Origin of the sequence: Mucilaginibacter sp., assembly GCF_028287845.1 — a bacterium.
Taxonomy (GTDB): domain Bacteria; phylum Bacteroidota; class Bacteroidia; order Sphingobacteriales; family Sphingobacteriaceae; genus Mucilaginibacter.
Genome location: NZ_JAQBOW010000068.1, coordinates 1 through 14,888 on the forward strand (window position 1 = coordinate 1; position 14,888 = coordinate 14,888).

The 14,888-nt window shown below is 38.0% G+C and carries 14 protein-coding genes; 9 read left to right on the forward strand and 5 right to left on the reverse strand.

The genetic code is table 11. From position 1 onward, the window contains the following. The coding region (locus JWP71_RS05970) for a class I SAM-dependent methyltransferase (RefSeq protein ID WP_299497943.1) at positions 1-626 on the reverse strand (626 nt) is incomplete at its 3' end. 43 nt (positions 627-669) lie between these two features. Here JWP71_RS05970 and JWP71_RS05975 point away from each other — a divergent pair. From JWP71_RS05975 to JWP71_RS06015, 9 genes are all read left to right on the forward strand, one after another. Next, positions 670-1,530, forward strand: coding sequence for a transglutaminase-like domain-containing protein (locus tag JWP71_RS05975; RefSeq protein WP_299497945.1), 861 nt, complete (start codon positions 670-672; stop codon positions 1,528-1,530). A 378-nt stretch (positions 1,531-1,908) separates the two neighbouring features. Beyond that, entirely contained in the window at positions 1,909-3,621 is a 1,713-nt protein-coding gene (locus JWP71_RS05980; RefSeq protein WP_299497947.1) for a M23 family metallopeptidase, read from the forward strand. Continuing rightward, complete coding sequence (bcp, locus tag JWP71_RS05985; RefSeq protein ID WP_299497949.1) at positions 3,621-4,079, forward strand: thioredoxin-dependent thiol peroxidase; 459 nt, start codon at positions 3,621-3,623, stop codon at positions 4,077-4,079. Before JWP71_RS05980 ends, bcp begins: the two co-directional genes overlap by 1 nt. Positions 4,080-4,210: 131 nt before the next feature. After that, on the forward strand, positions 4,211-4,765 hold the full coding sequence (locus JWP71_RS05990; RefSeq protein WP_299497951.1) for a sigma-70 family RNA polymerase sigma factor: 555 nt from the start codon (positions 4,211-4,213) through the stop codon (positions 4,763-4,765). 62 nt (positions 4,766-4,827) lie between these two features. Next, positions 4,828-5,550, forward strand: a complete 723-nt coding sequence (locus JWP71_RS05995) for a hypothetical protein (RefSeq protein WP_299497952.1) — start codon at positions 4,828-4,830, stop codon at positions 5,548-5,550. 13 nt (positions 5,551-5,563) lie between these two features. Continuing rightward, the gene (locus tag JWP71_RS06000) at positions 5,564-6,037 is read left to right on the forward strand and encodes a hypothetical protein (RefSeq protein WP_299497953.1); all 474 of its coding nucleotides are present in this window, start codon (positions 5,564-5,566) and stop codon (positions 6,035-6,037) included. Between the two features lie 326 nt (positions 6,038-6,363). Then, positions 6,364-7,551, forward strand: coding sequence for an aspartate aminotransferase family protein (locus JWP71_RS06005; RefSeq protein WP_299497954.1), 1,188 nt, complete (start codon positions 6,364-6,366; stop codon positions 7,549-7,551). Between the two features lie 195 nt (positions 7,552-7,746). Beyond that, complete coding sequence (locus JWP71_RS06010; RefSeq protein ID WP_366143520.1) at positions 7,747-10,056, forward strand: glycosyltransferase; 2,310 nt, start codon at positions 7,747-7,749, stop codon at positions 10,054-10,056. Beyond that, positions 10,053-11,060 (forward strand): glycosyltransferase family 4 protein, encoded by a 1,008-nt coding sequence (locus JWP71_RS06015; protein ID WP_299497955.1) that lies wholly within the window; start codon positions 10,053-10,055, stop codon positions 11,058-11,060. Before JWP71_RS06010 ends, JWP71_RS06015 begins: the two co-directional genes overlap by 4 nt. Positions 11,061-11,066: 6 nt before the next feature. Here the strand turns inward: JWP71_RS06015 and JWP71_RS06020 are convergent, their stop codons facing one another. The 4 genes from JWP71_RS06020 to trxA form a co-directional block, all read right to left on the reverse strand. After that, a complete protein-coding gene (locus JWP71_RS06020) occupies positions 11,067-11,462 on the reverse strand; it encodes a hypothetical protein (RefSeq protein ID WP_299497956.1) in 396 nt (131 codons plus the stop codon). A 444-nt stretch (positions 11,463-11,906) separates the two neighbouring features. Further along, complete coding sequence (locus JWP71_RS06025) at positions 11,907-13,376, reverse strand: glycoside hydrolase family 130 protein (protein WP_299497957.1); 1,470 nt, start codon at positions 13,374-13,376, stop codon at positions 11,907-11,909. A gap of 115 nt (positions 13,377-13,491) precedes the next feature. Further along, positions 13,492-14,412: a DUF58 domain-containing protein gene (locus JWP71_RS06030; protein WP_299497958.1), complete on the reverse strand. Its 921-nt coding sequence runs from the start codon at positions 14,410-14,412 to the stop codon at positions 13,492-13,494. A 148-nt stretch (positions 14,413-14,560) separates the two neighbouring features. Then, entirely contained in the window at positions 14,561-14,881 is a 321-nt protein-coding gene (gene trxA, locus JWP71_RS06035) for a thioredoxin (protein WP_214071573.1), read from the reverse strand. Positions 14,882-14,888: the final 7 nt, after the last annotated feature.

Genomic DNA, 14,888 nt, shown 5'->3' on the forward strand with positions numbered 1-14,888 from the left:
AGGGTATTTTCGTGCACTTTGGGCAGGCACCATTCAAAATATTTCAGGGTAGCTTCTTTTTGATGATTGCCATCAACAAATATAAAGTCCAGTTTGTCTAAATCTTCAATTACATTGGGCAGGGTATTATCAAAGTTCCCGGTAATCAGTTCAATATTATGCAGGTTGGCTTTTTTAAAGCTCTCTTTGGCTATGTTGGCAGTCTCGGGGCAGCCTTCTAAGGTGTATACTTTTGCTTCGGGGGCTGCTTTTTGCAGATAGAGGGTGGTAGTACCTAAGCAGGTACCTAATTCAATAATATTGGTCGGTTGCAAATCGGCAACCAGGCGGTAAAGCAGCTGGGCCAGTTTGGGTGGTTTAAGCGCGTTTTTAGCGATGTCACCTATGCGCTTTTGGCGGTCGTTATTTACGTGCGAGCCTGCGCCTAAGTCGGTTACGGTGATAATTCTATCGTCATTTAATAAGCTTTCGCGTATGCTTTCTATTTCTGTATATACTTTTTTGGCACGAAAATCGTAAATTACATTATCAACTAATTGATATACAAAAGGAGAATGTAAACCATGCCTGTTTTTGGCTTTTAAGCGGTATAACAGATAGTCTTTGGCAAACCTTAAATTAAACATGGTTGTAAAATTATATAAACGTTAGTAATTTAGCGGTACAGAAATGATAAATCTAACAGAAGTTAATTCTTTGATACGCCTGCTGGACGACCCTGACCAGGAAATATACAATCTTGTGCACGCTAAACTATTGTCATACGGCAGCGAGGCTATTGAGCATTTGGAATCGGCATTTGAGCAGGCTTTTGATGCTATACAGCAAGAGCGCATTGCTAACCTGGTACACGAGATACAATTCGGTATAGTGAAAAGTGATTTGAAGCTTTGGTACCAGGGAGGTGCATTTGATTTACTGCAAGGCATCCTGATAATTAACCGCTACCAATACCCTGACCTCGACGAGCAGAAAATAATTAACCAGATAGAGGCCATTAAACGCGATATATGGATACAAATGATAAACGAGGCCAGCCCCGTAGAGCAGGTAAAGCTTATCAATCATGTATTTTATCACATGTATGGGTTTAGCGGCAATACTTCCAATCATCAGGACCCGCAAAACAGCTATTTGAGCCAGGTTATGGAAACCAAGAAGGGTAACCAGATACTTTTAGCCATTATTTATTCCATCGTAGCGCAAAAACTGGATATACCGGTACATGGCGTAAACCTGCCGCAGCATTTTATTTTGGCTTATCTGGACGAAAGCAAGGAAAGCGAATTTGAGAGCGGCATCCTGTTTTACATCAATGCCTTTAACAAGGGTTTTATTTTTGGCCGCAGGGATGTGGATATGTTTTTAAAACAGCTTAACCTGAGCTTTGATAAGCAATTTTATGAGCCCTGCTCAAATACCGACATTATTAAACGCGTACTGCGCAACCTCATCAGTTCGTACGAACAATTGGGATCATCAGATAAAGTGGCCGAGCTGAATGAGCTGCTAAAGATATTGGGTAATTAATGGGTGTTGACACCAACTGATTTTGTTACACGAAAACGTGTAACAAAATGTAACAAGTGAAACAAGATTTTACATTAACATGTTGAAAATAAACAAATTACGAAAAAGTGATGTAACAAAATGTAACAACTTATTCGTCAGTATTTTTAAGTATAATTTTATATTTATGTGTTTATAATCAGATAGTTGCCAACTGCCTGATTTGGGAGTGATGAAACAAGATGAAACAAAATTATTGACCCATTGAATAAACATTTAGCAGATACCACTATCATGATAAACCCGATTGCAGACAGCTTTTGTTTATGTGATGCTGAAATAAGTTCGGCATCACAGCGTTTACTTTTCTTTAACACATCCCCTATCGATAATATCTAAATGAAAAAAATATTTTTCATCCTCTTACTATTTTTAATATACAATTTTACCCAGGCACAAAATCCCATACAAAGCAGAGAATATCCTAAAAGGTTTTTTCGTTATCCGCTTGATTTACCACCCAGTACGGCAGGGGGTTTTGCTGAATTAAGGCCCAATCATTTCCATTCCGGTTTAGATTTCAGAACCAACCAGCGAAGCGGTTACCCCGTGCATGCTGCTGCCGATGGTTATGTATCACGGGTGCGGGTACAATTTGGCGGCGGCGGCAACATAGTTTATATTACCCATCCAAATGGCTTCACTACGGTTTATATGCATAATGAACGTTTTAGTCCGCAGATTGCTAACGCCGTGCGCGACTATCAGTATCAGCATCAATTGTTCGAGGTTGATTTTGCGTTGCCGCCAGAGCAAATTCAGGTATGTAAAGATGATATTATTGCTATTTCCGGCCAATCGGGTGGTGTAGCCGGGCCGCACCTGCACTTTGAAACCAGGGATACCAAAACAGAAGAGACTATCAATCCTCAACTTTTCGGCGTAACTATTCCAGACAGGATACCACCTGCTATAAGCGCCATAGCTATTTACCATTTAAACGGACGGCCCTTTAGCGAAAATACACCACACCAATTTTTACCGGTTACCGGTGCGGCAGGCAATTATCATTTAACAAACCCTAAGGTGATTGAACTAAACGGCTATATTGGTTTTGGCATTTCTGCTAACGATATGAACAGCGTGTCTGGTAATCATAACAATGTTTATTCTATCCAGCTAAAGCTGGACGGGAATAACATTTACACCTTTGCTGCCGAACGTTTCGCCTTTGATCAAACCCATGCTATAAATGGTTATATAGATTACCCTGCCTTTTTAACGCAGCATCGCTTTATACAAAAGTGCTTTATACTGCCGGGTAGTAAAATATCACTTTACCCACAATCTGTTAATCGCGGTATAATTAATTTTGATGATGATAACCTGCACGAAGTGGAATATGTAGTTAAAGATGTTGCGGGTAATACGTCAACCCTAACGCTTAAAGTACGTTCAAAACATTTATCGCCCCCTGCTATAGCTAAACCGGCGGGTATATTATTTCATTACGATCAAAAAAATGAATTTAGTACAGATAAGGTTAAAGTATCTGTTATGCCGGGCAATTTATATGATGATGTGGATTTTACTTATTCGGCTTCGTCACAAAAACCGGTTGGTGCTTATTCTGTTGTTCACCATATCCATAACCGCCTTACTCCCGTACATGACAAATATGATCTTTGGATAAAACCTGATGTTGACCTGGGTAAATTTGCTGATAAAGCTACCATAGTTAACACCAATGGTATTTGTGATAGCAGCATATATGAGAATGGTTATGTAAAAGCACAGCCCCGTGTGTTTGGCGATTATTATATAAAATTAGATACTATGGCACCATATATAACGCCGCTAAATATTCATAACGGTAGTAATATGGCCCAATCTAAGGGCATATTTTTAAAAATAGGCGATAATTTATCGGGGGTAAAGACCTACAATGGCAAAATAGATAGCAAATGGGTTTTAATGGAATGGAATTTTAAAAGCAAGGTTCTAAGTTATACCTTTGATGGTAAGTTGCCTGCCGGTAAACATGTGTTTGAGTTAACCGTTGGCGATAATAAAAATAATGTTTCACAATTCACCGCAGACTTTTACAGATAATGGCAACACTTAAAACAGGCGACAAGGCCCCGGATTTTACCGCAAAAGATCAAAATGGCAAATCTGTTTCTTTATCAGATTTTAAAGGCAAAACTGTTATCCTATATTTTTATCCAAAAGATGATACCCCTGGCTGTACGGCCGAGGCTTGTGATTTCAGGGATAATTACCAGTCGTTGGCAGGTAAAGGGTTTGAGGTGATAGGTGTTAGTACCGATGATGAAAAATCGCACAAAAAATTCGAGACCAAGTATAGTTTGCCTTTCCCGTTAATTGCCGATACAGATCATCATATTGTTGAAGCTTATGGTGTATGGGGCGAAAAGAATATGTACGGCAAAAAGTATATGGGAACCATGCGTACAACGTTTATTATAAATGCTGATGGCAATATCCAAACAGTAATAGATAAGGTGGATACCAAAGCATCATCACAACAAGTGCTTGATCTGCTATAATGCGTTCATGAGGGAGCTTCGCAGTTTAGAGGTTTTTTTTGCTACCAACAAAATAATAAGTACTATAGTTATTTATAATAAAAACAAAAGACCTGAATAACTATTATACTAAAAAATAATTATTATTGTACATGCTTACACAGGTTGAAGATGCAGAGATACTAAGCAAGTTTCAGGACGAAAAGACCAGGAACGAAGCATTTAACCTATTGCTCAATAAATATCAACAAAAAATTTACTGGCACATACGCCGCATGGTTATAGACCATGATGATGCTGATGACCTGGCACAAGATGTGTTTATTAAAGTTTGGAAAAATCTTGGCGGTTTCCGCAGCGACTCGCAGCTATACACCTGGATGTACCGGATAGCCAGTAACGAGTGCATAACTTTTCTGAATAAGAAAAAACAAAAAAACAATATTTCATTAGATGATGTAGCGTATGACCTGGCTGAAACACTGGCCGATTCTACCTACTTTAATGGCGATGCAGCGCAAAAAAAATTACAGAATGCTATAATTACCTTGCCCGAAAAACAACGGCTGGTATTTAATATGAAGTATTATGAAGATATGAAGTATGAAGAAATGTCGCAAGTGCTGGGTACAAGCGTGGGGGCGTTAAAAGCTTCGTTTCATTTAGCGGTGAAAAAAATTGAGGCCATTTTATTGGCAGAAGACTAAATTTAAATTGTGCTTAAACCTTTTCATATAAATTTCATCTAAAAGTAATTATGACAAGCGATATGGAAAATAAAGAATGGCTGGATGATTATTTGTCACTAAAACAAGTTAGCACAACTAATTCGTTTACAGTGCCTGATGGCTATTTTGATGGGCTGAAAGAGCGCATCATATCGGGCATTAAACTGGATGAAATAAAAAATACTACACCTTTAGATGGCTTTACCATTCCTGAAAATTATTTTGAGGACCTGAGCAGTACTATAAAAAGCAAGATTAATATTGAAACTATTTTAAACCCGGAAAACACGGGCTTTACTGTTCCGGCAAACTATTTTGAGGAGTTAAAAGGTAAAATACAAAACCGTTTATTGATTGAAAAGGCAGTGAATAATGCCGAAGATACATTTACAGTTCCGCTGAATTATTTTAGCCAATTAAATAAAAACATATTAAACAAAACCGTTAACCGGGATGTAGTAAAATCCAAAAGCGCGATGATTAGAATGATATCATCAACCGCTTTTAAATATGCTACTGCCGCGTGTGTTATTTTAATGCTAGGTACCGGCATTTTTTTCAGGATGCAATCGCCTACGGCTATTCATGATCGTTCTTTTTTACATAAAGAGTTATCGGTAGTTCCGGTAAATGAAATTCAAAGTTATTTGGATGAAAACGTTGATGCCAATGAAACCCAACACACCGTTACAGATGAAAACCTGCCGGTTAACGCAGCTGATTTAAAAGCAGCTTTACAAGATTATACAGATAACAATCAATAATGAGCTATAACAAATGAATAAGTTTGCCAAACATATCTTTGTTATATTAATATTATTTATTAGCTATACTGCTTTTTCGCAAAATTTACATATGCCGGTGCAGCGGCAAAATTTTAATAACAGGGTTATAAGGCAACCAAATCCCGGTATGCGCCGCATACAGGTTGTTAAAGAAAACTTTATTGGTCAGCAGCTTTCGCTTTCGCGCGAACAGGGTGAAAGATTTTGGCCAACATACAGGCGTTATCAAAATGAACTTTATGAAGTTAGGCGATTAAAACGCCTGAACAATTCGGACGCGCAAGCTAACGGAAGTGAACAGATTAAAAAAGATATGGATTATGATGCGCAACTGGTAAACATACGCAAGCATTATAATGATGAGTTTTTAAAAATATTACCCCCCGAAAAAGTAAGCCAGTTGATAAAAAGCGAACGCGAATTTACTGATGAACTAATAAGGAAGCTGCATGAACAGCCCAAGTAAACAGGGCAAGTACATTAAAATAATTCAGTCTAATTCATATCAGGAGGCTCCGATGGAGCCATAAACGTGTATTTTTTAATTTTTCTATAGACAGGTGGCTCCTAATGGAGCCATAAGGAATTAATTGAATTTTTATGGCTCCATTAGGAGCCTCGTGTTTATAGAAAGCAGTAGCAGATATACATCAGGCTCCATCGGAGCCTCCTGGATATGCATTGATCTTGATTACAAAAAGCTAATGCTTTGCCCTGCCTAAATAACAAATATTCATACAACAATAAAAGGCTTACCGCATAAGTGGTAAGCCTTTTGTATTTTTGGGCAATATGTTAACCCTTCGCCAACTATTTTTAGCTAATAACGCCCAAACTACAGACTTTCCGCTTCTGCTGGAATTTGAACGTGCCGAAGGGGTAAACTTATATGACATAAAGGGAAAAGCTTATATCGACCTTATATCGGGCATAGGCGTGAGCAATTTGGGGCATAGCAATCCGTATGTTATTAATGCCATTAAACAACAGGTTGATAAATATATGCACCTGATGGTATATGGCGAATATGTACAAACACCACAAGTACGCTTTGCAGAGAAGTTAGTTTCGCTGCTTCCTGATAACTTACAATCGGTATACTTTGTAAACTCGGGTACCGAAGCGGTTGAAGGGGCATTAAAATTAGCTAAGCGCTATACCGGCCGGCAGCAAATCGTTGCTTGTCATAACTCTTACCATGGCAGCACGCATGGCGCGTTAAGCGTAATGGGCAATGAAGATTTTAAACAAGCTTATCGCCCGTTATTACCGGGGATCAATTTTATCCGGTTTAATAATATTAATGACCTTAACCTGGTAACCAACCAAACCGCGTGCGTTATTATTGAAACCATACAGGGCGAAGCAGGTATACGTGTTCCGGATGTTGCTTACATGCAGGCGCTGCGCAAACGTTGTGACGAAACCGGAACGTTATTAATATTAGATGAGATACAGGCGGCCTTTGGCCGTACCGGAAAACTGTTTGCCTTTGAACATTTTGGTATAGTGCCTGATATATTGTTGCTGGCCAAAGCACTGGGCGGCGGCATGCCTATAGGCGCGTTTATAGCATCAAACCAAATAATGTCGGCATTAAAGGAAAATCCAATCTTAGGCCATATAACTACTTTTGGCGGGCACCCGGTATGCTGTGCTGCAGGGCTGGCAGCTCTTGAAGTATTAATTAATGAGAATTTAACGGCAGCAGTACCAGAAAAGGAAATCCTGATGCGCAGCTTATTGATTCACCCGGCAATAAAAGCAGTGCGCGGTAAAGGCCTGATGTTGGCTATTGAGTTGGAAAATTTCGACCTCAACAAAAAAATAATTGACCGTTGTATTAAGAACGGCGTAATTACCGATTGGTTTTTACATTGCGATAATTCTATGCGCATAGCTCCCCCGCTAATTATAGTTTCTGATGAAATTAAAAAATCTTGTCAAACAATCATAGAAGCAATAAGTTATTATTATTAACTGGCTGCTATATCTCTTTGCTTTCTCGTATCCTTCAACATTATTAATATAATGTTGGTATGGTTTATGCAAAACATCAGGTATGCTGTTAAAAGTGCATTTAAAGTGTAAAAACAACGGTTTTTTGGTCACAATTGCACGTTTTTAAAGTCAGTTTATTGTACAATTATTTAAAAACATTCTACCAATACAAAAATGACCCGAATTAACGTACTGCCAAAAAATATGAAATTAGCCTACATCTCAACCTATCCGCCCCGTGAATGCGGTATCGCGACGTTTAATCAAAATTTAATGCGCGCTATCGGCGCTAATTTTCCTGAAAGGGGAAATTTATTACGTGGCGATTTTATTATAGCGTTAACAGATTCTGAAAACGTTCATGAATATGAATATCCCGAAGAGGTAAAATATATTATACGCCAAAACCACCAAAAGGATTATATAAGGGCTGCTAACTATATAAATACCAGCAATGCCGATACTTGTATACTGGAGCACGAATTTGGTATTTATGGTGGCGAGAGCGGGATATATATACTTCCGCTATTAAACCGGTTAGAAAAACCTTTAATATCTATACTACATACAGTATTAAAAGATCCCAGCTATGTACAACGTGTTATTATACGCGAGATAGCCGAGCAGTCGGCAAAAATAATTGTAATGAGCAAACGGGCATTGGAATTTCTAACAAGCGTTTATGACATCCCTGTTGAAAAAATACAAATAATTGAACATGGTGTTCCGGATTTGGAAGCTCCGGAAGATAACCCGATTCTTAATTTAACACCATTTAAAAATCGCAGGGTATTACTAACATTTGGTTTAATAAGCCGTAACAAAGGTTTGGAAACGGTAGTAAGAGCATTACCGCGTATAGTTAAAAAACATCCCGACGTTATGTACGTGGTTTTAGGAAATACGCACCCGGGTGTAATAAAAAACTCGGGCGAAGAATACAGGGATCACTTAAAGACGTTAGCAAACCAACTGGGCGTATTCCAAAACTTGTGTTTTATTAACAAGTTTGTAACCGAAGAAGAGTTGATACAATACCTGTCAGCAGCCGAAATTTATGTTACGCCTTATTTAAATGAGGCTCAAATAACCAGCGGAACATTATCTTATGCCGTTGGTGCCGGTTCGGCAGTAGTATCTACCCCCTATTGGCATGCAACCGAATTGCTGGCTAATAATAGAGGAAGATTATTCGACTTTAAAAATGCCGACGCGCTTGCCGATATAACAATTGAATTGCTTGACCAGGAAAGAGTGCTAAACGAATTAAAAGAAAATGCATACGAGTATGGTTTGCATTTACGTTGGCCCGTTGTAGGTGCCGAATTTATTAAAGTGGCACAAGAGGCTTGTTTTGAGCATGACTTTAGGGATAAGATATTAAAAAACAGTATTGTTGACCCCGAAATAATGCCTAAGTTTAGTTTGACCCACGTTTTGCGTTTAACTGACGATACCGGGATTGTACAACATGCTAAATATGGCATCCCTAATTTAAAGGAAGGCTATTGCTTAGACGATAACTCAAGGGCATTAATTATGGCGCTGATGGCTTATAAACGTAGCAATAGTAAAGAAGCCTTTGAGTTGTTACCTATCTATTTAAGCTATATCCACTACATGCAAACGGATGATGGCAACTTTCGCAATTTCCTGAGTTTTAACAGAGAGTATTTGGATGAAGTTGGCTCGGAAGATTCATTTGGCCGCACCATCTGGAGTCTGGGCTATTTAATTGGCTATGCTTCAAGTAATTCATACCGTGAATTTGCTACAGAGATATTTCAAAGATCTTTCCCTCACTTTAGTAATTTAAAATATTTAAGAGGGATGGCCAATACCATCATTGGCATAAGCATGTATTTACAACTTCACCCTACTGACGAAGGTATGATAAATGAGTTAATGCGCCTTACCGATCCTTTAATTGATGCATACGAGAAAACCCACTCGGATGATTGGGAATGGTTTGAAGAAAGCATGACCTATGACAATGCCATATTACCATTGGCGCTATTACATTCATGCCATGTAACTGGAAATGAAAGAGTAAGAGAAATCGCTTTAAAAACAATGAACTTTTTAGACAATTTAACGCTATCAAACGGGTATTTAAGTCCGGTTGGTAATGATGGGTGGTATTATCGCGGTGGTAAATTTCCAACGTTTGACCAGCAGGCCATCGAGACCATGGCTATGGTATTGATGCATTTCCAGGCTTACCAGTTATTCCGCAAGCCAGAACATATTGAGAAAATGTTTTTATGCTATAAATGGTTCCTTGGTGAAAACACCTTAAGAGCACCATTATATGACCATGAAACCAAAGGCTGTTGTGACGGGTTATTACCAACAGGCATAAATCGTAATCAAGGTGCAGAAAGCACTTTAGCTTATTTAATATCGCACCTAACAGTATTGCAGGCATTTGAACTGGAATACGAGTATAACAAAGTTTCGAAGAAATTGGTAGGTATTAGATGAAAGCAGCCATATTAGCCCCTGTTGCCTGGCGCACGCCGCCCAGGCATTATGGGCCGTGGGAGCAGGTAACATCAAACATAGCAGAAGGTTTAATAAAGTTGGGGGTAGATATTACCCTGTTTGCAACCGGCGATTCTATTACAGCCGGAAAGCTTGATTTTATTTGTGATAAAGGTTATGAAGAAGACCGTACGCAGCATGCCAAGGTTTTAGAGTGCTTACACATTAGTAACCTGATGGAAAAGGCTAACCAGTTTGACATCATCCATAACAATTTTGATTTTTTGCCACTTACTTATTCCAGATTGATAAAGACACCTATTATTACAACTATACATGGGTTTTCGTCGCAACATATTATACCGGTATATAAAAAGTATAATTCTATAGGTAATTATGTTTCTATAAGTAATTCAGACAGAAGCCCTGAGCTTAATTATTTAGCCACCGTTTACAACGGTTTGGACACTAAGGATTTTGAGTTTAATGAACACCCCGGCGATTACCTGCTATACTTTGGTCGTATACACCCTGATAAAGGAACAGCCGAAGCTATTGAAATTGCTAAAAAAAGTAAGCGTAAATTATTAATAGCAGGCATTGTTCAGGATGAGAGGTATTTTAAAGAAAAAATAGAGCCGCAACTTAATGAGCAAATTGAATACATAGGCAGCTCCGGACCCAAAAAGAGAAACGCTTTATTAGGAAACGCAATGGCTTTATTACATCCCATTAACTTTAATGAACCCTTTGGTTTAAGCGTGGCAGAAGCAATGCTTTGCGGCACACCGGTAATTGCCTTCAATAAAGGCTCAATGCCCGAGTTAATTAAGAACAAAGAGACAGGCTTTTTAGTAAATACAATTAATGAAGCTGCAGATGCAGTTGAGGATTTAAAAAATATCAAAAGAATTGATTGTTATAACTGGGCCACATCACAATTTTCATGCGATAAAATGGCTGCTGATTATTTTAAGCTTTACCATAAAATTTTAGAGGCTTAAACTCTTTTAAGCAATCAATTCTATATCCTGTTGTGTACGGTCCTGGCTTGCCAGAGATTCTTTATTTTCTGTTGGGTTTTCATTCAATTGATGGTTATAATTAATCAATGGCCTAAGTTTAGTCTCAGATTGATACTCATCTTGAATCTCCTCTTCGCGCGCATAACTATAACCTAATCTTTTGTTTTCTTCTTCAATAAAAGTAAACAGATCGCCAAGACAGGCGTGAACTGCCTGCAAGTATTTATAATTAACTGATGTAAGGCATTTGCCCGTGTCATCAGGGCCCTTTCCTGGTTCGCAAAAATTAAGTCTTGTTATTATCCCATTAGTTAACTCGACCTCAAACTTGCCCTCACTATGCCAGGTAAGGCAGTTTTTTATCTCCCTAAAATGATCCATAGTCTTAATAATTTTTTTTCATACAACATTATAACATCCACATTATTAATTAAATAGTTCTAATATTTATTAAACAATGGCTATGCCAAATTCTTATATTCTTATAAAACTGTAAACTATGTTATTAACTTAATGTGGGTTCGATATACGAAATTGATGCCAGGTTGATATGCCCATCAAGACTACCTGTTTGTAGCACAATACATAAATGCTAAAATTTTGCCCCATTAGGGGCTACACATCCCCAATTTGGGTAAATCCAGTGAGGGCGAAAATGGTACTATGGTTTATTGTACAAACAGGTAGCCCGATGGGCATCGCGCTTTTCTTATCTCGAACTTCCGTTAAATAGTGGTTATCTATTAGCGGCTAATGGAGGAATGTGTATTTACGCATTTATAGCGTATATTATTTACTACATATGATTGAAAAATGAAACTGTATTTAATTCAATCCGTCTTCTTTAAACTTCGCCATTAGCTCATCCAGGTCAACCTCAGCAAATGAGGTTGAATAATCTGATAAGCCGTAAGGTATAATAAGTTTGTTGTTATTGATTATTGATCCGCAGGAATAAATAACGTTAGGCACATAACCTTCGCGCTCATCATTATTAGGAATAAGCAAGGGCTCTTTAAGCCTTCCAATCTCAACAGCCGGATCATCAAGCTTCAGTAAGCTTGCACCCAGCACATAGCGGCGCATGGGGCCCACACCATGAGTTATCACTATCCAGCCATGTTTTGTCTCAATAGGCGAACCACAGTTGCCTATTTGTACAAATTCCCAGCTAAATTTGGGTTTTTGCAATAAGATGGGGTTTTTCCATATATTAATCTTATCCGAATACATGATATAATTATTGCATCCATCAATACGCGATATCATAACAAACTTGTCGTTTACTTTGCGCGGAAAAAGAGCCAGGTTTTTATTTTGGGCACCTGCACCGTACAAAGGCATTATTTTAAAATTATAAAAATCGGTTGTCTGTAATAGTTTTGGCATTATCAACGCGCCGTCGTAAGCAGTGTAAGTAGCATAGTAAACACTACTGCCATCATCGTTTACAAATTCTACAAAGCGGGCATCTTCAATACCTTTACGCTCATACTCAGATATAGGGAATATTACCCGGTCTGATATATCTGTATCAAGCGAGAAAACTATTTCATAATAAGAATCAGCAAGCCATAGTATTTTATCATACTCCAGTTTTTTCATATCGCTTTCCTGTAGCTTTTGCGAGTCGACTATGATACGGCGCAGGTTTGAGTATTCAAAATGATGATCAAGTTTTGATTCCAGTTCATTCAACACATCAATATTTATCTGGGTAATGGCGGCTTTATCAAAAAACAGCTTTTTATTATAAACCGCATTCCTAACAATTTCGGCCTCATCAATATAATTACCGGCTGGTAAAACTGTTATGTTATTATTTTTATCAATCAGCGCCCTGCGGAAAGTAATAGATGAAATATGCCCCTCGCCTACTGCCCTGAAACTCATGATAACACGCCTTTCGCCTTCTGATAATTCGGTTTGATCGGGGTCTTGTACTATTGAAGGATTAAAAAACGCAGCAGACTCAATGGAATATTCATGCGTAAAGTATGAACCAATAAGCAATTTACGATACACAGTAAGAGTATCATAATCAATATTAAGTTCTGTAAAAAGCGGCTTTAATTTACTGCAATGACGGTTTAAAACACGAGTAATGTTTCTGTGGCGCTTAGAGTATTCTTGTAATAATGGAGAAATGATACTGAAAGCAACTTCTTCGCTTATACCAATTACACGTTCTAACACTTCTTTAGCGCGATCATTTCCATTAAAGAAGAATCTTGCAATAACGCGCTTAGGATCTGGATTAACTCTTACGGGCTTACGTTCAACAGCTAACTTCATATATGTTATAAAATACGTTTTATAATTAACACAAACATGTATAAATTGATTTGGCTAATTAGTTAATTAGATAATTTTTTAATAATACAACTATTACTGACAATAATTAAACCACTTATACCATGCTATTACGTTTAATAAGGTATGACTTTAATATATTATAATAGCCATCCTGTATAGCTGCCTCAACTATATCAATATGGTATTGGGCACACTTTAGTTCTAACTCGCGCTTGTAATGTTGTAATGAGGTTTGGTACGCCTGGCGTATTTTACCCGGATGCACCTTTACTTCCTGGCCGCTTTCTATATCAATAAAATGATGCGGGCGGTTATCAAAATCAAAATTTTGCTCTTTTTCCTTATCGTTCACATTAAATATTACTACCTCATGCTTATTAAATTTTAAATGCCGGATTGCAGCAAATAATGCCTGCATTTTTTCGGAGTCGAGATTGTTTTCCAGCATATCGCTAAATATAATAACCAATGAGCGCTGGTGTATTTGCTCGGCAACATGGTGCAATACATTGGTAATATTTGTCTGTGTATTTGCCTTAGGGTTGCTATATAACTTTTCTAACTCGGCATATAAATAAAACAAATGTGTCGAGGCTGATTTTACCGGGCTCATCCAATCTATTTTATCCGAAAACAAGCACAACCCAAATGCATCACGCTGTTTTTTGAACAGGTACATGAGCGAGGCTATAGCGTAGATGGAAAATTGCAATTTGTCAATTCCCTTATCAGGGAAATTCATAGACGATGATGTATCCAGCAATAGGTAACAGCGCAGGTTGGTCTCTTCCTCAAATTGTTTAACAAACAACTTATCGGTACGGGCAAGCAGTTTCCAGTCGATATTTTTTACCGACTCGCCGTTGTTGTATAACCTGTGCTCGGCAAACTCTACCGAAAAACCATGAAACGGACTTTGGTGCAAACCGGTTATAAAGCCCTCAACCACCTGGCGAGCTAAAAGCTCGAGGTTGGCTAAATGCCGTATTTGCTGATCATCGTTTAGTTGCGACATACAATATAAAGGAACAAAACCACCATGTGCATCAAAATAAAACTTAACAAAGTACATGGTAGCTTCATTACCACTAAAAGTACAATTATATAAACAAAAAAAGCGTTACAAAATTGTAACGCTTTTTAAATACTTTATGATATAATGATTAAGCCAATTGCTTATCTAATTTACCTGCTAATACTGATTTTGGTACTGCACCAATTTGTTTGTCTACAATTTCGCCGTTTTTAAAGTATAATAAAGCAGGGATATTGCGGATACCATATTTTACAGATATACCCGGGTTGTTATCAACATTTACCTTGCCTACAACAGCTGTGTCGGCATATTCTTTTGATATTTCTTCAACCACCGGACCAACCATTCTACAAGGGCCACACCATTCTGCCCAAAAGTCTACCAATACCGGTTTATCTGATTTAAGCACAAGCTCCTCAAAGTTTGCGTCAGTTATTTCTAAAGCCATGATTTTT